Here is a 21,262-nt window from a genome sequence, read left to right on the forward strand (position 1 = left end):
GCGCCGTGACCTGTCCCGCCCCGTGTTCAGCGGCCATGGCCGGCCTGCGCCGGTTCGAGACGACTGCCGCGATTAGAATCGCCGCCGCAAGCGACTCTTTTCGCAAAGTACCGGCCGCGCCCCGTGCCGCCATAGGATGTGGCCTGGGAGCCGCGCCCGGTCGCCCCAACACCTTGAGCCGAGCTTTCGTTTTCTGGTCCAGATGGCCGCTGGCCGCCCAGTGGGCGATCACGGGCGGCTTGCTGCTGGGCGCCTTGTGGAGCCTGCTGCTGTGGGACTTGCAGCAGCACGAGCGCGATGAACGGCGCCACGCCCAACGCGGCCTCGAATCCGTGGCCGACATCGGCGCACAGGCACTGCAGTCGGCTGTACGCGCGGCCGACCTCATCCTGCTCGACCTGCGTGAGGAATGGCTGAGCCGCCCCACCGGCTTTGCCGATACGGTGCGGCGCCGCCAGACCCAGGCGCGCCTGGAGTTCGAATTCGACATCGTCGCGATCGATGAGAACGGCCGCTTGCGCTACAGCAGTTTCAACCCCCAGGCCGCGGGGCTGGACCTGAGCGACACCGCCTCATTCAAGACGCACCGCGACAGCGCGGACGACGCCTTCCTCGCCAGCCCGCCGAGACGGGCCCGCTTGGCCGGTCGCACGCTGATCTATTTCACCCGCCCCATGCGCACGCCGGCGGGGCAGTTCGCGGGGTTCATGGGCTTCGCGGTCGCGCCGGAATATCTGTCACGCCTTTACAGGGGATTCGACCTCGGCAAGGACGGTGCCCTGAGCGTGGTGCGCGACGACGGGGCGATCGTGCTGCGCCTGAGTCAGCCGCAAAGCCCCCATGCCGGTAGCGGTGCTCCCACGGTGTTGCAGCTGAGGCCAGGCCTGCCCGGCAACGGCCTGGAGCGCCTGCGCTCGTCCGTGGACCAGGTCGAGCGCACTTACGCCTGGCGCAAGCTCGACGGCTATCCCCTGACCTTGTTCGTTGGGCAACCGGACGGCACGCTTTATCAGCGAATAGCCGACCATCGCCGTTACTATTTGACTGGCAGCGCCATTGGCTCCCTGCTTCTGCTGCTGGCGCTCTGCCTGCTGCTGCTGAGCACCCGCAGGCGCACCCAGGCCGACAGAATCCGCCTGCGTGCCTCGCGCCTTCTGTCCGAGCACATGGTCCACAGCAATGCCGAGCTTCGCGCGTCGCAGCAGGCCTTGCGTGAGCTTTCCTCGCACGAGATGGCGGTCAAGGAGGCCGAACGCAGGTACATCGCGCGCGAGATCCATGACGAGCTTGGACAACGCCTGACCGTGCTGCGCATGGACATGTCCACACTTCCGCGAGCGGTACAGGCCGATCCGGCCGGCCTGCTGCCGGCGCAGGTCGCTGCACTCAAACGCGGCATCGACGACATCCTGGCGATCGTGCGCGACATTGCCGGCAAGCTGCGCCCCGCCACGCTGGACATCGGCCTGGCCGAAGCCGCCGAGGAACTGCTCGCCGAGTTCCAGACCAGCTTCGGCATACCTTGCGAGCTCGACAACCAGCTCCCCCCCGGCCTGACGCTGGATGACACACGCGCCACCGGCATTTTTCGCATCCTGCAGGAATCCCTCACCAACGCGGCACGCCACGCCCGCGCGAGCCGCATCGATGTCGCACTGGCCCTGCGCGACAACTGGCTGCATCTGCGCGTGCGCGACGACGGCCGCGGCTTTGTCGTTTCCCCCAACGCCGGGGCCTCGTTCGGCCTGTCGGGCATGCGCGAGCGCGCAGCCGCCCTCGGCGGCGAGCTGCATATCGACAGTAGCCCGGACCATGGCGCGACCGTGCGGGCACGCATACCGCTGCACGGCCTGCTGCAACCCTCCTGCATGATCCCACTCCTCGACCATGCCTCCCTGACCACGGGGCGTAACCTGTGAACAGCACCGCCACGGTTCCTTTGCCCGACGTGATACACGTCATCATTGCCGACGACCATGCCATGGTGCGCAGCGGGTTGCAGCGCATCATCGACGGCGAACCCGGCCTGCGCGTGAGCGGCCAGGCGGTGGACGGCGCCAGTACCCTGGCGCGCCTGCAGGACACGCCTTGTCACGTGCTGCTGCTGGACCTGACCATGCCAGCCCCCAACGGCCCCGAATTGATCGGCCAGATCCGCGCGTTCAGGCCCGAGCTGCCGATCCTGGTGGTCAGCATGCACAACCACGCTGCCATCGTGCGCGCCGCGCTGCGGGCCGGCGCCAGCGGCTACGTCACCAAGGACAGCGAGCCCGACACCCTGCTCCAGGCCCTGCGCCGCCTCGCCGGCGGCAACCGCTACGTCGACCCGCGCCTGATGGACACGCTGGTCTTCTCCCCGGCAGCACCCCCGCCCGCGCGCGAAAAACTCTCACCGCGCGAGTGCCAGGTCCTCGAGCACCTGGCCGCTGGCCAGAGCAACACCGAGATCGCACGCACCCTGTTCCTCAGCGAGAAAACCATCAGCACCCACAAGGCCAATCTGATGGCCAAGCTCGGCCTGCAGAACATGGCCGACCTGGTGCGCTACGCCGACCAGCACCTTGGAGCCTAAAGCAGGTAGGCGCGGGTAGGACGGGGCCGCGCCACCAGGCCATCAAGCCGAGGCCGCAGCGCCTGTTCCATGGGAATTTTCCGAGCCGCAAATCAGGCCCTCCCGATACCGTTTTTCGTTTGCCCCGGTAACAATCTGTACGTTCGCCCTTCGGACCATGCGGCATGCGTCGGCACCAGTGCACAGGCGCCGTCGGCACTCGTCCACCGGGCCGACCCACATGTGCATCCCGCACCATCCATCCCGAAAGGAGCTTGAAATGACGAAATTCACACAGACCACACTGGTTCGAACCTCGGTGGCAGCAGGGCTGATCCTGGGCGCCGGCGCGGCCCAGGCGGCCACGGCAACAGGCACCATGGACGCGTCCGCCACGCTGACGAATTCCTGCACCGTGTCTGCATCCACGCTCACGTTTGCCTCCACCGCCGCCTTGGCGAGTTCCGCCGATGTGACGGCGAACACCGGAACCTCGTTGCAGGTTGCGTGCACGACCGGAACCGCTCCCAAGCTCTACTCGGCAACCCCCCGCACCCTCGTCAACGGCACCGATTCGTTCGCGTTCAATCTGAGCCTGACCAGCGGCGCCGCGGCCGACGACCTCCCGACCGCCGCCCCGGTGAGCTCCAACATCGCTGCACCGAACGGCTCGGACCAGACGGTCACCGTCTACGGCAAGATCCTGGCCTCGAACTTCGGCTCCATGCCCGCTGGCAGCTACACGCGCGCCGTCACCTTGAGCGTCGACTATTGAGCACCGAGCACGCGATGACATCGCCCCGGCGTCTGAAACGCTGGGGCCTGGTCGCCGGCGCCGCGTTCGCCGGCGCGGCCCATGGTGTCGCCATCTCGCCAGTGCTGCTGGAGATTTCGCCGGACCGACCTGTGGTCACGATCACCATCTCCAACCCTTCCGATCGGCCCGTCAATCTTCAGAGCGACACCCTGAGCTGGAACCAGACCGAGGGCGCGGACCGCTACGAGGCCACCGACGAGTTGATGATCGTACCGCCGCTTGCCGAGATTGCGCCGCGGGCGAGCCAGATCTTTCGCGTCACGCCGCGTCGGCGGACCTTCGGCATGAGGGAGAAAGCCTATCGGCTGGTGCTGGAAGACGTGACGCCTGAAGCACCCGCCGCATCGGGAGTCGGCTTGACGTTCCGCTTTCGCCACAACCTCCCGGTGTTCGTCACCGACAAGGGGATCGCTGCTCCCCTGCCCCGGCTCAGGCCGTGCATGGCGCCTGCGGCCAGCCTGTGCGTCCGGCTCGACAATGAAGGCCAGCGCTACCTGCAACTCAAGCGCCTGACCCTCGAAACCTCCGAGGGACGCAAGGAGCTGCCCGCAGCAGGCGTCCGCGTCCTGGCTGGCGCCTGGCGCCAATGGGTCTTTGAGCGACCGGCCCGGCTCCAGGGCCCTGTGCATGTCCGGGCGGAAACTTCGGCAGGCCCGGCCACGACTGTCCTGCCCGCGCCTTGATGTCACGTGACACAAGTGAGAATCGTCCATGTGCCGGAATTTCCGCGCACATGGGATTCACCCTGAGAAAAGCATGATCACCGATGCGATTCGCCTGTCCGATATTCCAGAACAGTCACGGTCCTTCGAGTCCTCCTTCGGTCGCCAGCTGGCGCAACTTTTCTGTCGCTGCCGCGCTCGCCTTGAGCGCAGGTTCCAGCCCCGCCATCACCTTGAATTTTCCCGGCGCGGCAATTGAGCGCATCGCTGTGCTGTCGACGACAAGGGCCGAAGACACGCTGAGACTGACGCTGCGCGAACCAGCCGCCGGCCCGCCGCTCGTTCATGCCCTGGGCAGCCGCATACTCGTGGATTTTCCGGGCGTCACGGGCCTGCCCCGGCGCAAGGAGTCCTTTGCATCGGGCATGATCGAATCGCTCATGCTGATCAGCACCGAAGAGCGCACCCGCCTGATTTTGACGCTGCGCAAGAGCGCACGCCCCAGGCTTGAACTCAAGGGCGCCGAAGTGGTGCTCGGCCTGGCGGACGATGATGCTCCGCCGATGGCAATTTCCCCGGCGTCCTCGATCCCCCCAGCGGGGCCGGCGGGCAAGAAAGCCGAAGGCTTGCATGGCCAGGACCCGGTACAGATGCTGCTGCTGGAGTTAAGCGTCAATGGCCAGCCCCTGCCAGACATCGTTAGCGCTGAACGTCGGCCCGACGGGCGCCTGGTGCTGCCTCTGGCCGCCTGGAAAGCGGCCCGCCTGCGCCCGCATGGCGAAGCATTGCCGCTCCTCGATGGCGAGACCGGTCACGCGCTCGATGCCTTGCCCGGCCTGCGCTACACGATGGATCTGCGCCAGCTCAAGCTGGCCTTGACCGTCCCCGCCGAAGCGTTCGAGGCCACGGGGATGGCACTGGCGGGCAGCGGTGAAATACCGCCGAACGCGGCACCGCCGGGCCTGTACCTGAATTACGACATGTTCGCCGTTCGTGGCGAGGCCGGCACCAACAGCCACGGCGGACTGGTGGAAGCCGTCGCCTTCAGTCGCTGGGGTTCCTTCATGACAGGAGCCCTCGTCCGAGGCAACGAAGGGGGAAACAGGTCGGTCCGCACCGAAACCTTCTGGCGCCAGGACTTTCCCGATCGCATGGCCTCCCTGACGATCGGCGACACCCTGGGCAGTGGCGGCGCCGGGAGCCGGCCCGTGCGCTTTGGCGGCATTCGTTGGGGTCGGGACTTTTCACTCGCTCCGGGCTACATCACCCACCCGATGCCGACCTTGGCAGGCTCGGCCGCACTGCCATCCTCGGTGGACTTGCTGGTGAACAACCAGCGTGTCATCGCAGGTCGGCAGATGGCAGCGGGTCCGTTCACGCTGAGCAACATCCCTGTGGTCAACGGCGAAGGCGAGCTGACCCTGGTGGTGCGCGACCTGCGCGGCGCTGACACCTTGGTGACGCAAAAATACTATGGAGCCCCCCGGCTGCTGGCACCCGGCCTCGCCGACTTCTCGTTCGAAGCCGGTGCCTTGAGGCTCAATTACGGTTCGGAGAGCGCCGACTATGGGGAGCGATTCGCAGCGAGCACCTACCGCCGAGGCCTCACATCCGCACTGACGGCCGAAGGGCGGGTTGAGCTGCAGCCCACGCGCCGGGCCGCCGGACTGGAGTTGTCGGGACTGCTGGGCACGGTGGCTCTGGCGCGGGTCGGCGCCGCCTGGTCGCGCAACGAGGACACCGAATCGTCGGCAACCATCAGCGGTGGCCGCTACCTGTTGGGACTCGAGCGAAGCAGCAGGCGTGGCAGCTGGGCGCTGAACTGGGACTATTTTGGAGAGAAGTTCCGTCAGTTCGCCGCAGCGTCGACGGAGCCTCGGCCGAAAACCCGCTTCACGGCAGGCGGAGGCTTGCCGCTGGGTCACGGCATGTCGCTAGGCATCAGCTATGCGCGCCAGACCACATGGGATGGTGACGATTTCAGTCTCACTGCCGTGAACTTCAGCTGGGCCCTGACCTCCAACCTGCATCTCTCGGCCTATGTCAGCAAACAATTGGCGCCGAACAGGAGCTGGAGCGGCGGCCTGAGCCTGACCCTGCCGCTTCAACCGCAGACCGTGTTGTCCGGCCAAGGCATTCGCGACTCGACCGGCCGCTGGACCACGAGTGCACAGGCCAGCCGCAGCGCGCCGGCAGGACCGGGCTGGGGCTGGCGTGTCAAGACCAGCGACTCGCCCGGCCAAACCGCGCAAGGGGGGGTCACACTCAATACCAACCAGGCCCAGTTCAGCGCCGAATCGAATGCAGGCCAGGGAAACAACGCCGTGCGGCTGGGGGCAAGCGGCTCGCTGGGCTGGCTGCAGGGCGTGCCGTTCGCCAGTCGCCATATCGGCCAAGGCGCCTTCGCCGTGGTGCGCGTGGGCGACTTCGAAGGGGTGCCGGTGATGCGCAGCCACCAAGCGGCGGCCCTGACCGAGCGCAATGGCGCGGCAGTGATACCGGGCTTGCTTCCCTACCAAAAGAATCTGCTGACCATCGACGCAGCACTTCTTCCAATGAGCGCCGAGATCAGCCAGGTCCAGAGCACCGTAACACCCTACGCCCGCAGCGGCGTCTTCGTCGACATTCCGGTGCAGCGTGCGCGCAACGCACTCGTGATCCTGCGCCAAGCGGACGGCAGCCCCGTGCCGAGCGGTGCACGAGTGCGCCTGACCCCGGCCGGCCGCGAATTCAGCGTCGCCAGGCGCGGCGAGGTATACCTCAGCGACTTGCAGAACGAGAACCAGCTGGCCGTGGCCTGGGAGGGTAGCTCCTGCACCTTGCCTTTGCGATTGACCGGATCCGAAGGCGAAGAACCTCGCATCGGTCCTTTGACTTGCGCGGACGGACCATGAAACCACTCTCCTGGCCATGCCGGCCGACACGCCACCCACGCCGAATGATTCGCGTCTTCGCGCTGGCGGCCTTGACGAACTGCAACCCACCGGCCTGGTCCGCGCCGACATGCACGGTGGCTTCGGGGGCTACGCTGGCCTTCGGCCCGGTCATAGCCTTGGCCAGCACGCCGGACCAGACCACAAACAGCGGAGCGAGTTTCTGGGTCAGCTGCAACGCGGAGGTGACGACCGCGCCGAAACTGTATTCCGCAAGTCCTCGCATCATGACTTCCGGCGCCGACAACCTTCCGTTCCGGCTCAGCCTCAATGCCGCCCTCGGTACCGACCTCCCCGCCAGCAGCCCTGGAGAAGCGCTCAATATCGCGCGGGACGGCAGCAACAACACCGTGCCCCTGTACGGAAGGATCGCAACTTCCGACTTCAAGGCACTGCCGGCAGGCAGCTACACAGCCACGATTTCGCTGACTCTTGAGTACTGATCACCGCATCTTCGCAACGCGAGCGACCCCATGAACCGCTACCACCAGCCACCCGCAACTTCGTCCCCGCACGATCGATTCGACGAAGCCCTCGACCTGCACCGGGCCGGCGATCTGGATGCGGCAGCGCTGCGCTACGAAGCCATTCTGAGCGACGAACCGGCACGTGCAGAAGTCCTGGCAATGCTGGGCGCACTGCACCTGCAGCGCGACCAGTATGAGGCGGCCGAGCGCGTACTGCACGCCGCGTTGCGCTTGCGTCCGGATCGGGCATCGATACTCGCCAACCATGGCCTCGCGCTGCATCATCTCGGGTGGTACAAGGAGGCGCTGGCGCGTTTCGACCGAGCGCTGGCCATCAAGCCCGACTTCGTGGAGGCCCTGAACAACCGGGGCATCGCCCTGGCTGCCTTGGGTCGCTCCGCGCAAGCCTTGATGGATTTCGACGCCGCATTGAGCCTGGCCTCTGACCATGTCGGAGCGCTGCACAACCGCGGGCGGATGCTGGGAACGCTGAAACGCTACCCTGAAGCATTGGCGAGTCTCGATCGGGTCATTGCCCTCGAGCCTGACAACACAAGGGTGCTGCGCGAACGGGGCATGGCCCTGGCTGCGCTGGGACGCTTCGAGGAAGCGAACTCCTGCTTCAGCGATTCGCTCCGTGCAATGCCAGACGACACGGAGGCGCTGATTCATTGCGCATTGGCGCAAGCGGCACTGAAGCACTTCAAGGCAGCGCTGGAAAAATTGGATCGGGTACTCGTCCTCGATCCCACGAATACTGCGGCGATGAACCACCGCGGCCAGGTGCTTTGTGACCTGAACCGTCCCGGCGAGGCCTTGAGCGCTTTCGACGCCTCGCTGGCCGCCAAGCCAAATGTGCCGGAGGTGCTGAAGAGCCGGGGTGTGGCATTGATGGCCCTGGACCGCATGGCAGAAGCCGTGGCCACCCTCGGCCGCGCCTTGGCGCTGAAACCCGATGACGTCCATGCGCTCAAGAACCGCGCGCAAGCGTTGCGCAGACTCAAACGCTACAGCGAAGCCCGCAAGGACTTGGAGGCCTTGCTGCGGATCGACCCCAAGCAGCCCTATGCGGCGGGCGATGCACTTCTGTGCCAGGTACACGGCTGCGATTGGCGCGATTTGGACGAGCGTGTGGAACAGGCAGTCGACGCGACGCAAAGAGGCGAACCAGCGGTGCACTCGTTCATCCTCTTAGGCCTGACGGGCGAGGCCGCTGTGCACCAGGCGGCAGCGCGCATGTACGCAAAAGCATTGCGCAATCATGATCTGAAAAAGCAGTTGGCGCCGGGATTCCTTCCCGATCCTGGCCGCCGGCTCCGTGTTGCCTATCTATCGGCCGACTTTCACCGGCATGCCACCGCGGAATTGGTGACACGGCTGTTTGAACTGCATGACCGGACACAGATGGAGGTCATCGGCGTGTCGTTTGGACCTGAAGACGGTAGCCCCCAGCGCAAACGCCTGAAACAAGCCTTCGACGAGTTTCTTGACGTGTCCAGTTTGACGGACGATCAAATTGCGGAAAAGTTGCGCGCCATGCAGGTGAGCATTGCCATTGATTTGAAAGGCTACACGGCCGACAGCCGAATCGGTATTTTTGCGCGGCGAGTTGCCCCATTACAAGTAAGTTACCTAGGCTATCCCGGAACCCTGGGTGCTGAGTTCATGGACTACCTCATCGCGGACCATACCGTCGTGCCGCCAGAAAACGAACATTTCCATGATGAAAAGATCGTCCGCCTACCCGACACCTATCAGCCCAACGATGCGCTCCGGCCAATTGCCGCGCGTACCCCCACACGCACGGAGGTCGGCCTTCCTCCAAAAGCATTCGTTTTCTGCTGCTTCAACAACAACTACAAGATTCTGCCGCCGATGTTCGACGTGTGGATGCGCATTCTCCACCGTGTCGAGGGAAGCGTTCTGTGGTTGTTGGCCGACAACCAGCAGGCTGCAAGGAACTTGCGCCGGGAGGCCGAGAAACGCGGCGTTCAGGGACATCGACTGGTTTTTGCCCGGCGCATCTCCACGGCCGAGCACCTGGCGCGGCACCGTTTGGCCGATTTGTCGCTCGATACCCTGCCCTACAACGCCCACACCACCGCCAGTGATGCCCTGTGGGCCGGCCTGCCCCTGCTGACCTGCATGGGCCATGCTTTCGCGGGACGAGTCGCTGCCAGCCTGCTCCGGGCAGCGGCCATGCCCGAGCTCGTCACCGAAAATTTCGCAGACTACGAGGAAAAAGCCGTGCAGCTGGCTACCCGGAGAAACGAATTGGCCGCGTTGCGCCAGCGCTTGCAGGACTCGCGCCGGACAGCCCCACTGTTCGACTCGGAGCGCTACACCCGCCACATGGAGGACGCCTATCGGATGATGTGGAAGCGGTACTGCGAAGGCGAGGCGCCAGCGAGCTTCGATGTGCCGCCACGACCACCAGCCAATAGCAGCGGACAAACGTCATGACGACCTCTGCGGTACATGGCCTCAGTGCCCCACTCCTCGATTACCGCGCCCCTCCCCGGTCTATGCCGCAGGCCGGGACAGCAAGGCCAGATAATCCGTTTGGGCGCCAGATGGCAGTGCGCCTCGCTTTTCGAGCAACATGACGCAGTGCAACGCGAGATCGAATGAACCGTAGCAGTGATGCGCGACAAGGGCCAGATGCGTCAACTGTTCATCGCTCATACCGTCAGGATCGGAAAAATCCCGAACATAGACGATGTCAGCCTCGAGCAGCCGGTTAAGCGCCTGCCTTGGATTGCCGTTGGCGAAGCAAGGGCTTAGGCTCGCGCAACCGACCCCGCCTGATAGCTGACCCGCCCGAGACTACCGACCCGCTGCAATGGCTTCTAGCCGCGATGAATCACCCAGCCTTCACGCTGTGCCAGCGCCTCAAGATCGCGGGCACACTGCTGCCGTACATGCCCGGTTGACATTCCCCGGCGGCAAGACGCTGGAGGCAGCGCAGGCCGAGTAGGCTATGTAAGTCAAATCGGTTTCGGTCGGCCATCTGCCGGGAAGTGTCAGAGCGAAAAAACGCCAGAGCGCGCTGTGCCTGACCTACTCCATCCCCGTTTTGCTGCGTGGGATATTGAGCCAGAAAGAAAAAACCCTAAGCAAATCAATTACTTAGGGCTTATCTTGGCGGAAACGGAGGGATTCGAACCCTCGATGAGGCTCTACACCCCATACTCCCTTAGCAGGGGAGCACCTTCGGCCACTCGGTCACGTTTCCAATCCCGCTATTATGCCTCATTTCCGAGGCATTTCTGGCGGGTTCAGGCGGCTGGCTGGTCGAGTTCAAAGGCCTTGTGCAGGGTGCGCACGGCCAGTTCCATGTATTTCTCGTCGATGACCACCGAGGTCTTGATCTCGGAGGTGGAAATCATCTGGATGTTGATGCCCTCTTCGCTCAGGGTGCGGAACATCTTGCTGGCCACGCCTACGTGGCTGCGCATGCCGATACCGACAATGCTCACCTTGCAGATCTTGGTGTCGCCGACCACTTCCTGCGCACCGAGTTCGGGCAGCACTTTTTCCTTGAGCAGTTCGACCGTGCGGGCGTAGTCGTTGCGGTTGACGGTGAAGCTGAAGTCGGTCTTGCCGTCCTTGCTGACGTTCTGGATGATCACGTCCACTTCGATATTGGCGTCGGCCACGGCGCCCAGGATCTGGTAGGCGATGCCAGGCTTGTCGGGCACGCCCAGCACCGAGATCTTGGCTTCGTCGCGGTTGAAAGCGATGCCGGATACGACGGCTTGTTCCATTTTTTCGTCTTCCTCAAAAGTGATCAGCGTGCCGGACTTGGCTTCTTCGTTGATGTCGATGTCCCAGGGCGTGAAGCTGGAGAGCACGCGCATGGGCACCTTGTATTTGCCCGCAAATTCGACCGAGCGGATCTGCAGCACCTTGGAGCCGAGACTGGCCATTTCCAGCATTTCCTCGAAGCTCACCGTTTGCAGGCGGCGTGCCTCGGGCACGACACGCGGGTCGGTGGTGTAGACGCCGTCCACATCGGTGTAGATCAGGCACTCGTCGGCCTTCATGGCGGCCGCCACGGCCACCGCCGAGGTGTCCGAGCCGCCACGGCCCAGCGTGGTGATGTTGCCTTCGTCGTCGATGCCCTGGAAACCGGTCACGATGACGACCTTGCCATTGTTCAGATCGGCGCGCACGCGCTGGTCGTCAATGGATTCGATGCGCGCCTTGGTGTAGCTGCTGTCGGTGCGGATGGGGACTTGCCATCCGGCATAGCTGACCGAGCCCATGCCTTCGGCCTGCAGCGCAATGGCCAGCAATGCAGACGAAGCCTGCTCGCCGGTGGCCGCCAGCATGTCGAGTTCGCGGTGGTACGCAGGGGTGGCGCGTGGGGGAGCCAGCTCTTTGGCCAGGGCGAGCAGGCGGTTGGTTTCGCCGCTCATGGCGCTGGGAACCACCACCATCTGGTGGCCGGCGCGCGCCCATTTGGCCACGCGCTTGGCGACGTTGCGAATGCGCTCCGGAGAGCCCATCGAGGTGCCGCCGTATTTGTGAACGATCAATGCCATGGGATATCGGGGGTGACGAAACTGGAACCGCAGCGCGGGTTAAACACTGTTTTGGTGCGCCGCCGTTTTTCGTGCCGTTGTTAGACCAAAACCTCGGGATTGTACCAATCGAGCCGCAGCCCCGAGCGCACAACGAACCCCCGCCCCACCTTGATGTGAATGCGGTGGCCACGCGTGGTGCAGGCCGCCAGCTGGTCCAGCAGCTCCCCCAGCTGCGCGGCGGAGGGGGTCGTGGCATGCGCCACGCGCAGCCAGTGGCGCAGGACGTTGGCCTGGCGCGCACGGCTGAGCCCCTGCAAGAACCGAATCTCCGGGGGCGACCCCGTGAGGGCCAGGTCCTGCTGCGCCAGCGCGTCCAGCAACTCGGCGGCCTGGGCTGCATGGGACGCAGAGCGCGCAAACGTGTCGCGAAAGGCCGGAAAAGCCGCGTCCAGAGCGGGCAGCAGCTGCGCCCGGATGCGGTTGCGCGTGAAGCGCTCATCGGTGTTGGTGGGGTCTTCCACCCAATGCTGCCCCTGCGCACGCAGCCAGTCACGCACCTGCGCCCCCGCCACGCGCAGCAGGGGCCGGTGCCAGCGCACGCCGCCCCGCTCCCAGTCAGCGGGCATGGCGGCCAGCCCCGCCACGCCGGCGCCGCGCGACAAGGCCAGCAGCAGCGTCTCGACCTGGTCATCCGCATGCTGGGCCAATGCTATTGAATAAATAGCATTTTGCGTTTCACTGGCGTGCGCCACAGCCTCAAAAGCCTTGTATCTTTCCCGGCGCGCAGCATCTTCGGGACTTTCGCCCGGTGCGTGGCGTGCATCGACGCGCTGCACGGTCAGTGGAACCTGCAGGTGCTTGCACAATGCCCGGCAATGCTGCTCGAATTCATCGGCCGCGGCCTGCAGGCCGTGGTGCACATGAATGGCCTGCACCTGCCCCGGCCATTTGCGGGCACAGGCGAGCAGCAGCGCCGTCGAGTCGGCACCGCCACTCAGACCCACGGCCAATGGCAAGGCGGGCGAGAAGGCCGCCATGGCGGTGTCAAACGGCAGCGTCACTGCGCGCCCTTCTGCGACCGTGGCGCAAAAGCGTCCGCCCCAATGCAAAGGCCCCTTGCGGGGCCATGGCACGGGTGCAAGGAGAAGGCTGCAGCCTTCTCCAGCACGGAGTCAGCGGCTGTCGGCCTTGGTGTCGGTGAAACGGCCATAGCTTTGCAGCCGGTCATAGCGGCGGTCGAGCAGATCCTTGGTCTTGAGGTCCACCACCTGGCGGAAGGCATCGCCCAGCGCACGCTTGAGAAAGGCCGCCATCTGCTTGGGATCGCGGTGGCCGCCACCCACGGGCTCGCTCACGATCTTGTCCACCAGGCCCAGGGCCTTGAGGCGGTGGGCGGTGATGCCCAGCGCGTCGGCGGCTTCCTGTGCCTTGTCGCTCGTCTTCCAGAGGATGGAGGCGCAGCCTTCGGGGCTGATGACCGAGTAGATCGCGTATTGCAGCATCACCACCTGGTCGGCCACGCTGATGGCCAGCGCACCGCCCGAGCCACCTTCGCCGATGATGGTGGTGATGATGGGCACTTCGAGCTGCGCCATCTCGAAGATGTTGCGGCCGATGGCCTCGGACTGGCCGCGCTCCTCGGCATCGATGCCAGGGTAGGCGCCGGGGGTATCGACAAACGTGAACACAGGCAGCTTGAACTTTTCGGCCGTCTTCATGAGGCGCAGGGCCTTGCGGTAACCCTCGGGCTTGCTCATGCCGAAGTTGCGCATGGCGCGCTCCTTGGTGTCGCGCCCCTTCTGGTGGCCCAGCACCATGCAGGCGTGGCCGTTGAAGCGCGCCAGCCCACCCACGATGGACAGGTCGTCCGCGTAGTGGCGGTCACCGTGCAGCTCGACGAAGTCGGTGAAGATGTCGCGCACGTAGTCGAGCGTGTAAGGGCGCTCGGGGTGGCGGGCAATCTTGGTGATCTGCCAGGGGGTCAGCTCGCTGTAGATGTCCTTGGTGAGCTGCTGGCTCTTCTTGCTGAGCTGGTCGATTTCTTCCGAGATATCGACCGCGCTTTCCGTCTGCACGTAGCGCAGTTCTTCGATTTTGGATTCGAGTTCGGCAATCGGCTGCTCGAAATCCAGAAAGGTCTTTTTCGCCAACGTATTTCTCCTTGGGTCGCGCCCTGGGTGCCTCTGGTGCGAGGCCCATGTTGCAACCGGTTCATGACTGATGAAACGGGCCTCAGTAGGCCACGGGCAACGGGTCGAGCGATCGCCAAATATACCAAGTCGCCACGCTGCACCATGGCTTCCAGGCCTCGGCCACCTCGCGGGCATCGCTGCGGCTGACGGGATCACCCGAAAAATAGTTCTGGCTGATGCCGTTGATCAAGCCCACGTCGTCCAATGGCAGAACATTGGGCCGCATCAGATAAAAGATCAGAAACATCTCGGCCGTCCAGCGGCCGATGCCACGGATGGCCACCAGCTCGGCGATGATGGCCTCGTCGTCCATGGCCGCCCAGTCCTTGACATGCAGCTTGCCGCCCTCGAAGTGCAGGGCCAGGTCCACCAGATAGTCGACCTTGCGGGCCGACAGGCCGGCGGCCCGCATGTCGTCGATCTTGAGCTTGAGCACATGGCCGGGCTTCATGCTGCGCGGCAGTGCGGCAAAACGCTCCCACACGGTTTGCGCCGCCTTCACCGAAATCTGTTGCCCGACGATGGAACGCGCCAGCGTGGTGAACGCATCACCCCGTGTCTGCAGGGCCGCGTCGCCAAACTGGGGGATCAGGCGCTTCATCACCCGGTCCTTCTTCATCAGGTGCTTGCAGGCCTCGGCCCAGTAATCGGGCGTGGCCAACGCCGGGCCAGACGAAGCGAGCACCTCGGTCGCTACATTTTTAGAAGCTACCACTGCTCGCCCCGTATGCCCTGGGGGCATATTTCATATTCAAAAAAATCACTGTGCGGCTTCCCAGGTCGTTCCAGCGGCCGAATCCTTGAGCACGATGCCCTGGGCCAGCAGGGCGTTGCGGATGCGATCAGCCTCCGCAAAATCCTTGCCCGCCTTGGCGGCAGCGCGGGCGGCGATCTGCGCCTGGATGGCGGCCTCGTCAAAGCCCGCCCCAGCCTGCAGGAAGGCCTGCGGATCACCTTGCAGCAACCCCAGGCAGCCTGCCAGCGCCTTGAGCAATCCTGCCAGTTCGGGCGAACGGGTCTTGTTGACCTCGCTGGCCAGGTCGAACAATACGGCAATCGCCTCGGGCGTGCCGAAGTCTTCGTCCATGGCCGCCTTGAAACGTGCGGCATGGGGCTCGTTCCAGTCGATGGAAACCTGGGCCGGGGCTACCAGGCTCAGCGCCGTGTACAGCCGCTTGAGGGACTGGCGCGCGTCGTCGAGGTGGGCGTCGCTGTAGTTGAGCGCACTGCGGTAGTGGGCACGCACGATGAAGAAGCGCACCGTTTCGGCGTCGTACTGCTGGAGCACATCGCGGATGGTGAAGAAGTTGCCCAGCGACTTGCTCATCTTCTCGTTGTCCACGCGCACGAAGCCGTTGTGCACCCAGAACCTGGCCAGCGGCTTGCCGGTGGCGCCTTCGCTCTGGGCGATCTCGTTCTCATGGTGCGGGAACTGCAGGTCGGCCCCGCCACCATGGATGTCGAAGGTCTCGCCCAGCGTGGCGCAGCTCATGGCCGAGCATTCGATGTGCCAGCCAGGGCGGCCCGTGCCGAAGGTGCTGTCCCATTTGGCCTCGGGCGGTTCGCCCTCCTTGGCAGACTTCCAGAGCACGAAGTCGAGCGGGTCTTCCTTGCCATCCTGCACGGCCACGCGCTCGCCTGCACGCAACTCGTCGAGCGACTTGCCCGAGAGCTTGCCGTAGCCCGCAAACTTGCGCACCGCGTAGTTCACGTCGCCATTGGTGGCACGGTAGGCCAGGCCCTTGCCCTCGAGCTGGCCGATCAGCGACAGCATCTGGGGCACATATTCGGTGGCGCGCGGCTCCAGGGCCGGCGGCTCGATGCCCAGAGCGCCGATGTCCTGGTGCATGGCGACGATCATCTCGTCGGTGAGCTGGCGGATGGTGATGCCGCGCTCCAGCGCGCGCCGGATGATCTTGTCGTCGATGTCGGTGATGTTGCGCACGTAGGTGACGCGGTAGCCGCTGCTTTTCAGCCAGCGCTGCACCACGTCGAACGCCATCATCATGCGGGCGTGGCCGATATGGCACAGGTCGTAGATGGTCATGCCGCACACATACATGCGCACATGGCTGGGTTCGAGCGGGGAAAAATCCTCCAATGCACGCGACAGCGTGTTGTAGATGCGCAAGCTCATGGGGTTTCTGTAACGGGAACTGGATGGGAGACGGGTGAAGCCGGTTCACCCGGTAGCGAAAGGTACGTGCCCCGCAAGGGGATGCGCCCAGCCCTGGGCGCCCGGCAAAATCGCCAGCGGCAACAGCGTACCGCCCTGGCAACCCCCTCAGCTACAATCCGCCGAAGTATAAGCCCCGCCCGGCACCGGACGGTGCCCATCTCCTCCCTCCCCCATGAAGCAAGTCCGCAGCACCCTTTCCCGACTTTTGCGCCTGCTGGCCCTGACCGCATGGCTGGGCGCTGGCATGGCCCATGCCAGTGACTACGCCGAGATCACCCAGTTGCTCAAGACCGGCAAGGCCGCCGAAGCCCTGGGCAAGGCAGACCAGCGCCTGACGGCCGCCCCGCGCGATCCGCAGTTGCGCTTTCTGCGCGGCGTGGCGCAGACCGACCTCGGCCAGACCGACGCGGCCATCACCACCTTCACCCAGCTCATTCAGGAATACCCCGAGCTGCCCGAGCCCTACAACAACCTGGCGGTGATCTACGCCAGCCAGAACCAGCTGGACAAGGCCCGCACGGCGCTGGAGATGGCGGTGCGCAACAACCCCTCGTACGCGGCGGCGCACGAGAACCTGGGCGACATCTACGCCCGGCTGGCTTACCAGGCCTACGCCAAGGCGCAGCAGATGGAGGCCAACAACCCCACCGTCAAATTGAAGCAGGCCCAGCTGCGCGAGCTGTTCCAGCCCGCCGCTGCCCGCGCAGCGGCCAAGCCCGCGGCTTCACGCCCCTGACAACCGTTCGCGGGCAGGGGCTTGTGGCCATGCCGCCAGCCTCGCTGGCGGGCCGGTGGTAACTTCAGCGCCAACTTTTTCATCACCGCAGCGCCCAAGCTTCCATGGTCTGCGGTTCTGATCCAACCAAGGAGTTCTGCATGATTTCCAAAAGAAAATCGACCGCTGTGCTTGCTGGTATTGCACTGTCAGCCATGTTTTCGATAGCTACCCCAGTGCAGGCGCAGGATGCCCCCAAGGTCAAGCTGGCCACCTCGATGGGCGACATCGTGCTGCAGCTCGATCCCGCCAAGGCGCCCAGGACGGTCGAGAACTTCCTGGCGTATGTGAACGACAAGCACTACGACGGCACGGTATTCCACCGCGTCATCGACGGCTTCATGATCCAGGGCGGCGGCTTCACGGCCGACATGGTGCAAAAGCCCACCAAGGCTCCCATCCCGCTCGAAGCGGCCAATGGCCTCAAGAACGACACCTATACCATCGCCATGGCCCGCACGGCCAACCCCAACTCGGCCACCGCGCAGTTCTTCATCAACGTGAAGGCCAACGCCATGCTCAACGCCCCCCAGCCTGACGGCCACGGCTATGCCGTGTTCGGCAAGGTGATCGAAGGCACCGCCGTGGTGGACAAGATCAAGATGGTCGCCACCGGCAACAAGGGCGGCCACCAGAACGTGCCCACCACCCCCGTCACCATCCACTCCGCCACCGTGGTGAAGTGAATTTTTTTGAAGAAAGCACTGCAATGAGCAATCCACAAGTTGAACTCCACGTCACCATCAACGTGGCTGAAACGGCCACCCAAGGCGTGATCACCATCGAACTGGACGCCGAGAAAGCCCCCAAGTCCACCGCCAACTTCCTGAGCTACGTGAACAGCGGCTTCTACAACGGCACCGTGTTCCACCGCGTGATCAAGAACTTCATGGTCCAGGGCGGCGGCATGACGGCCGACATGAAGCAAAAGGAAACCCAGGCCCCGATCGAGAACGAAGCCAAGAACGGCCTGAAGAACGACAAGTACACCGTGGCCATGGCGCGCACGGGCGACCCGCACTCGGCCACGGCACAGTTCTTCATCAACACGGTGGACAACGCCTTCCTGAACCACAGCTCTCCCACCCCCCAGGGCTGGGGCTATGCCGTGTTCGGCAAGGTCGTGAAGGGGCAGGATGTCGTGGACGCCATCAAGGCCGTCCGCACCACGCGCAAGGGCTTCCACGACGACGTGCCTTTTGACGCTGTGGTGATCGACAAGGCGGTTGCAGTTTGAGCATGACACCCCCCTGTGGCGCTGCGCGCCTTCCCCCTTCTCTCGCATCGCTGCGCGTTGCGGGAAGGGGGACGACGCCCTCGCTGCGGGGTGGCCCTGGCTCGCCGTCCCGCGCTGAGGCCGTGCAAAATTCATGCTCCATGCCCAAATCTCAGCGCTAGGGATGAACGATCCCGGTCACACCGTGACCCCGACCGTGCCCCGGTTCGAGGAGCTTGCCGCTCCCTCGCACTGGCGCACGGTCGATTTCATTTCCGACCTGCACCTGCAGGCCAGCGAGCCCGCTACCGTGGCCGCCTGGCGGCACTACCTGCAGACCACGCCAGCCGATGCTCTCTTCATTCTGGGCGACCTGTTCGAGGTATGGGTGGGCGACGATGCCCTGCAGGAGCCCGGCAGCTTTGAAGCGCAAGCCTGCGCCACGCTGCGCGAGGCCGCGCAGCGCCTGCCCCTTTACTTCATGCACGGCAACCGCGACTTTCTGGCGGGGCCGGCGTTTCTTGCGCATTGCGGCATCACCGGCCTGGCCGACCCCACCGTGCTGGTCTTTGCTGAGCAGCGCTTCGTGCTCAGCCATGGCGACCTGCTGTGCCTGGACGATGTGGACTACCAGCGCTTTCGCGTGCAGGCGCGCAGTGCCCAGTGGCAAGCGCAATTTCTGGCCCAGCCCCTGGCCACGCGCCGGGCGCAGGCACGCGGCATCCGCCAGGAGAGCGAGGCGCACAAGCAATCGGGCGCCATCTACGCCGATGTGGACGGCCCCGCCGCCATCGACTGGCTCACCGCCGCCCAGGCGCACACCCTGATCCACGGACACACCCACAAGCCGGCGAACCACACTCTGGCACCGGGCCTGCAGCGGGTGGTGCTGAGCGACTGGGACGCCGCCGCACAACCCCCGCGCCTGGAAACACTGCGTTTGTCTAACGCGGGCCTGGAACGCGTGGCTTTGACCCCCAGGTGCGAGTGATCCTGAATTGTGCGGGGCTCGACCTCCCCCTGCCCGATCGCCATGCCCCCCTTTCTTGACCGGCTCTGGAGCCGCGTTCGCGCCACGGTGGCGCCCGTGCCTGACATCTCGGCCGCGCTGTGGCTGCAAACCCTGCAGCGCTACCCGTTTCTGGCGGCCCTGCCTCTGCACGACCAGGCCAAGTTGCGCGCGCTCAGCGCCCTCTTTTTGCACCACAAGCAGTTCCATGGCGCCCATGGTCTGGTGGTGACCGATGCCATGGCCATCGACATCGCCGCACAGGCCTGCCTGCCACTGCTGCACTGGGGCGATGCGGCCGCAGCCTTGGGTTGGTATGACGACTTCGTGGGCATTGTGGTGCACCCGGGCGAAGCAGTGGCGCGCCGCCAGACGATGGACGAAGCCGGCGTGGTGCACGAGCACACCGAGGTGCTGCTGGGCGAGGCCATGGAACACGGCCCCATCATGCTCAGCTGGCGGCATGTGGCGGATGCCAGCCACAACACGGCGCGCGGCACCAACGTGGTGGTGCACGAGTTCGTGCACAAGCTCGACATGCGCAGCGGTGCCCCCAACGGCTGCCCGCCCCTGCCAGCAGGCTTCATGGGCACCCGCACGGCCCGCGCTGCCCACGAGGCCTGGTGGGCGGCGTGGGAGCCAGCCTATGCGGATTTTCGCGAGCGCGTGATCATGGCCGAGCGCTTTGGCGCCCCCCAACCCTGGCTCGATGCCTATGGCGCCACGGCACCGGCCGAGTTTTTTGCGGTGGCATGCGAGGCGTATTTTGTGAACCGGGCGCAGTTTGCGCAGGAATTTCCGGCGCTGATGCCGGTGCTCGATGCGTTCTTCCTGCCGGGGCTGTCATTGCCAGAATGACTCCGCCCGATCCGATGATTCGCAAGAAATAACCGTCTAGCGCCTTACCAGCAAGCGCCAATAGCTATCTCCTTAGAGCCTGTTGACGATCTCCCAGGGGTCGCGCAGCGGTCTTTGCGCGATGGGATGCAAGGCGCGGTGCGCAGTGGATAGCCCGGCTATCCACCAGCGCCGCAACGCCGCAGACCGCCCGCAAAGACCGCTGCCCCAAGGGTTGGAGCGAAATCGGGCCGATGTACTTGGAGTGTTGGCGCCCCGGCTGCTGGCATGGGCACCAGCCCATGCGGCGCACCCGAAGCATCCACCCATCCCGATGGCGCTCCAACGCGATCCCCTGCGAGATCGTCAACAGGATCTTAAATGGCAACCCCAATACCTCAATAGGGCACGGGCGTGGTCGAGAGTGACTCCAGCCACGCCACCGTGGCGGCCAGCTCGGACGGGCGGATCTCGTGCGCGCCCGGAAACTCGCGGTAGGTCACCGACACGGGCAGCGTTGCCATGTGGTGCGCAATGGCCTGGGCATTGGCGAGCGGAATCACGTTGTCGTGCGTGCCGTGGCTCAGCCACAGCTTCCTGCCGTGCAATGCCTCGTGCGAGGCCTGCAGCGGCACCACCTCGGCCAGCAGGCGGCTGTGCCAGACCATGGCGGCATGCAGCAGCTCGGGCCGCGTCAGCAGCAGCGACAAGGCCATGATGCCGCCCTGGCTGAAGCCCCCCACCACCACACGCTCGGGTGCAATACCCAGCTGGGCCGAGGCCGCCTCGACGGTCTGCGCCAACAGGGCACGGCTGTGGGCCTCCTGCGCCTCGTTGATGCTGCGGGCGCCACTGGGCTCCACCGAGAAATCAAACCAGGCGTGCGAGCCCGGGCCCATGCGGTGGGGTGCGCGCAGGCTCAGCACATGAAAGCGCTCGGGAAGCTGCGAAGCCAGGCTGAAAAGATCCTGCTCGTTGCTGCCCACGCCATGCATCAGCACCAGCAGCCAGGGCTTGGGAATACCCGCAGCGGCAGGACGCTGCAAAAAAGTGAGCGGTAGGTCAAGCATGGTCAATCCCCAGAGGCGGTTTTGG

The 21,262-nt window shown here is 64.9% G+C and carries 20 protein-coding genes and 1 tRNA gene; 13 read left to right on the plus strand and 8 right to left on the minus strand.

Features of this window, described 5'->3' with window-relative positions:
• Positions 1-173 precede the first annotated feature (173 nt).
• The 8 genes from K225_RS21455 (at position 174) to K225_RS20595 (ending at position 9,893) form a co-directional block, all read left to right on the plus strand.
• Entirely contained in the window at positions 174-1,919 is a 1,746-nt protein-coding gene (locus K225_RS21455; protein WP_162143889.1) for an ATP-binding protein, read from the plus strand.
• On the plus strand, positions 1,916-2,572 hold the full coding sequence (locus tag K225_RS0108305) for a response regulator (RefSeq protein WP_369794844.1): 657 nt from the start codon (positions 1,916-1,918) through the stop codon (positions 2,570-2,572). Before K225_RS21455 ends, K225_RS0108305 begins: the two co-directional genes overlap by 4 nt.
• Before the next feature lie 259 nt (positions 2,573-2,831).
• Positions 2,832-3,326: a spore coat protein U domain-containing protein gene (locus K225_RS0108310; protein ID WP_026435963.1), complete on the plus strand. Its 495-nt coding sequence runs from the start codon at positions 2,832-2,834 to the stop codon at positions 3,324-3,326.
• Positions 3,323-4,051 (plus strand): molecular chaperone, encoded by a 729-nt coding sequence (locus K225_RS0108315; RefSeq protein WP_155885243.1) that lies wholly within the window; start codon positions 3,323-3,325, stop codon positions 4,049-4,051. Before K225_RS0108310 ends, K225_RS0108315 begins: the two co-directional genes overlap by 4 nt.
• Positions 4,052-4,124: 73 nt before the next feature.
• Positions 4,125-4,289, plus strand: a complete 165-nt coding sequence (locus K225_RS22375) for a hypothetical protein (protein WP_162143890.1) — start codon at positions 4,125-4,127, stop codon at positions 4,287-4,289.
• Entirely contained in the window at positions 4,264-6,924 is a 2,661-nt protein-coding gene (locus tag K225_RS0108320) for a fimbria/pilus outer membrane usher protein (RefSeq protein WP_162143891.1), read from the plus strand. Before K225_RS22375 ends, K225_RS0108320 begins: the two co-directional genes overlap by 26 nt.
• Before the next feature lie 44 nt (positions 6,925-6,968).
• Positions 6,969-7,406: a spore coat protein U domain-containing protein gene (locus tag K225_RS0108325; protein ID WP_026435966.1), complete on the plus strand. Its 438-nt coding sequence runs from the start codon at positions 6,969-6,971 to the stop codon at positions 7,404-7,406.
• Positions 7,407-7,436: 30 nt separating this feature from the next.
• Positions 7,437-9,893, plus strand: coding sequence for a tetratricopeptide repeat protein (locus K225_RS20595; protein WP_051248796.1), 2,457 nt, complete (start codon positions 7,437-7,439; stop codon positions 9,891-9,893).
• A gap of 60 nt (positions 9,894-9,953) precedes the next feature.
• On the opposite strand, the gene K225_RS21635 is transcribed toward K225_RS20595, so the two are convergent.
• The 7 genes from K225_RS21635 to cysS form a co-directional block, all read right to left on the minus strand.
• Positions 9,954-10,115: a hypothetical protein gene (locus K225_RS21635; RefSeq protein ID WP_202900034.1), complete on the minus strand. Its 162-nt coding sequence runs from the start codon at positions 10,113-10,115 to the stop codon at positions 9,954-9,956.
• A gap of 457 nt (positions 10,116-10,572) precedes the next feature.
• A tRNA-Ser gene (locus K225_RS0108340) sits at positions 10,573-10,665 on the minus strand.
• Positions 10,666-10,708: 43 nt separating this feature from the next.
• The gene (locus tag K225_RS0108345; RefSeq protein ID WP_026435967.1) at positions 10,709-11,977 is read right to left on the minus strand and encodes an aspartate kinase; all 1,269 of its coding nucleotides are present in this window, start codon (positions 11,975-11,977) and stop codon (positions 10,709-10,711) included.
• Positions 11,978-12,057: 80 nt separating this feature from the next.
• Complete coding sequence (tilS, locus tag K225_RS0108350; RefSeq protein ID WP_155885244.1) at positions 12,058-12,996, minus strand: tRNA lysidine(34) synthetase TilS; 939 nt, start codon at positions 12,994-12,996, stop codon at positions 12,058-12,060.
• Between the two features lie 135 nt (positions 12,997-13,131).
• Complete coding sequence (locus K225_RS0108355; RefSeq protein WP_026435969.1) at positions 13,132-14,109, minus strand: acetyl-CoA carboxylase carboxyltransferase subunit alpha; 978 nt, start codon at positions 14,107-14,109, stop codon at positions 13,132-13,134.
• 82 nt (positions 14,110-14,191) lie between these two features.
• Positions 14,192-14,893 (minus strand): DNA-3-methyladenine glycosylase, encoded by a 702-nt coding sequence (locus tag K225_RS0108360; protein WP_369794845.1) that lies wholly within the window; start codon positions 14,891-14,893, stop codon positions 14,192-14,194.
• Between the two features lie 18 nt (positions 14,894-14,911).
• Complete coding sequence (gene cysS, locus K225_RS0108365) at positions 14,912-16,288, minus strand: cysteine--tRNA ligase (RefSeq protein ID WP_026435971.1); 1,377 nt, start codon at positions 16,286-16,288, stop codon at positions 14,912-14,914.
• Positions 16,289-16,502: 214 nt separating this feature from the next.
• Between cysS and K225_RS0108370 the strand changes: the two genes are divergently transcribed.
• From K225_RS0108370 to K225_RS0108390, 5 genes are all read left to right on the plus strand, one after another.
• A complete protein-coding gene (locus tag K225_RS0108370; protein ID WP_026435972.1) occupies positions 16,503-17,066 on the plus strand; it encodes a tetratricopeptide repeat protein in 564 nt (187 codons plus the stop codon).
• A 140-nt stretch (positions 17,067-17,206) separates the two neighbouring features.
• On the plus strand, positions 17,207-17,791 hold the full coding sequence (locus tag K225_RS0108375) for a peptidylprolyl isomerase (protein WP_026435973.1): 585 nt from the start codon (positions 17,207-17,209) through the stop codon (positions 17,789-17,791).
• A 23-nt stretch (positions 17,792-17,814) separates the two neighbouring features.
• Complete coding sequence (locus tag K225_RS0108380) at positions 17,815-18,342, plus strand: peptidylprolyl isomerase (protein WP_026435974.1); 528 nt, start codon at positions 17,815-17,817, stop codon at positions 18,340-18,342.
• Positions 18,343-18,505: 163 nt separating this feature from the next.
• Entirely contained in the window at positions 18,506-19,312 is an 807-nt protein-coding gene (locus K225_RS0108385; protein ID WP_051248800.1) for a UDP-2,3-diacylglucosamine diphosphatase, read from the plus strand.
• 42 nt (positions 19,313-19,354) lie between these two features.
• Complete coding sequence (locus tag K225_RS0108390; RefSeq protein WP_026435976.1) at positions 19,355-20,188, plus strand: zinc-dependent peptidase; 834 nt, start codon at positions 19,355-19,357, stop codon at positions 20,186-20,188.
• Positions 20,189-20,565: 377 nt separating this feature from the next.
• On the opposite strand, the gene K225_RS0108400 is transcribed toward K225_RS0108390, so the two are convergent.
• Positions 20,566-21,237, minus strand: a complete 672-nt coding sequence (locus K225_RS0108400; RefSeq protein ID WP_026435977.1) for an alpha/beta hydrolase — start codon at positions 21,235-21,237, stop codon at positions 20,566-20,568.
• Positions 21,238-21,262 lie beyond the last annotated feature (25 nt).

The organism is Acidovorax sp. JHL-9, from assembly GCF_000426205.1.
In the GTDB taxonomy this organism is placed as follows: Bacteria; Pseudomonadota; Gammaproteobacteria; order Burkholderiales; family Burkholderiaceae_C; genus Acidovorax; species Acidovorax soli.

Coding starts and splice junctions, on each gene's coding strand:
- K225_RS0108310 (WP_026435963.1), top strand. CDS start 2,832: ATGACGAAATTCACACAGACCACACTGGTTCGAACCTCGGTGGCAGCA.
- K225_RS22375 (WP_162143890.1), top strand. CDS start 4,125: ATGATCACCGATGCGATTCGCCTGTCCGATATTCCAGAACAGTCACGG.
- K225_RS0108325 (WP_026435966.1), top strand. CDS start 6,969: ATGATTCGCGTCTTCGCGCTGGCGGCCTTGACGAACTGCAACCCACCG.
- K225_RS20595 (WP_051248796.1), top strand. CDS start 7,437: ATGAACCGCTACCACCAGCCACCCGCAACTTCGTCCCCGCACGATCGA.
- K225_RS21635 (WP_202900034.1), bottom strand. CDS start 10,115: ATGAGCGATGAACAGTTGACGCATCTGGCCCTTGTCGCGCATCACTGC.
- K225_RS0108345 (WP_026435967.1), bottom strand. CDS start 11,977: ATGGCATTGATCGTTCACAAATACGGCGGCACCTCGATGGGCTCTCCG.
- tilS (WP_155885244.1), bottom strand. CDS start 12,996: ATGGCGGCCTTCTCGCCCGCCTTGCCATTGGCCGTGGGTCTGAGTGGC.
- K225_RS0108360 (WP_369794845.1), bottom strand. CDS start 14,893: ATGCCCCCAGGGCATACGGGGCGAGCAGTGGTAGCTTCTAAAAATGTA.
- cysS (WP_026435971.1), bottom strand. CDS start 16,288: ATGAGCTTGCGCATCTACAACACGCTGTCGCGTGCATTGGAGGATTTT.
- K225_RS0108370 (WP_026435972.1), top strand. CDS start 16,503: ATGAAGCAAGTCCGCAGCACCCTTTCCCGACTTTTGCGCCTGCTGGCC.
- K225_RS0108375 (WP_026435973.1), top strand. CDS start 17,207: ATGATTTCCAAAAGAAAATCGACCGCTGTGCTTGCTGGTATTGCACTG.
- K225_RS0108380 (WP_026435974.1), top strand. CDS start 17,815: ATGAGCAATCCACAAGTTGAACTCCACGTCACCATCAACGTGGCTGAA.
- K225_RS0108385 (WP_051248800.1), top strand. CDS start 18,506: ATGAACGATCCCGGTCACACCGTGACCCCGACCGTGCCCCGGTTCGAG.
- K225_RS0108390 (WP_026435976.1), top strand. CDS start 19,355: ATGCCCCCCTTTCTTGACCGGCTCTGGAGCCGCGTTCGCGCCACGGTG.
- K225_RS0108400 (WP_026435977.1), bottom strand. CDS start 21,237: ATGCTTGACCTACCGCTCACTTTTTTGCAGCGTCCTGCCGCTGCGGGT.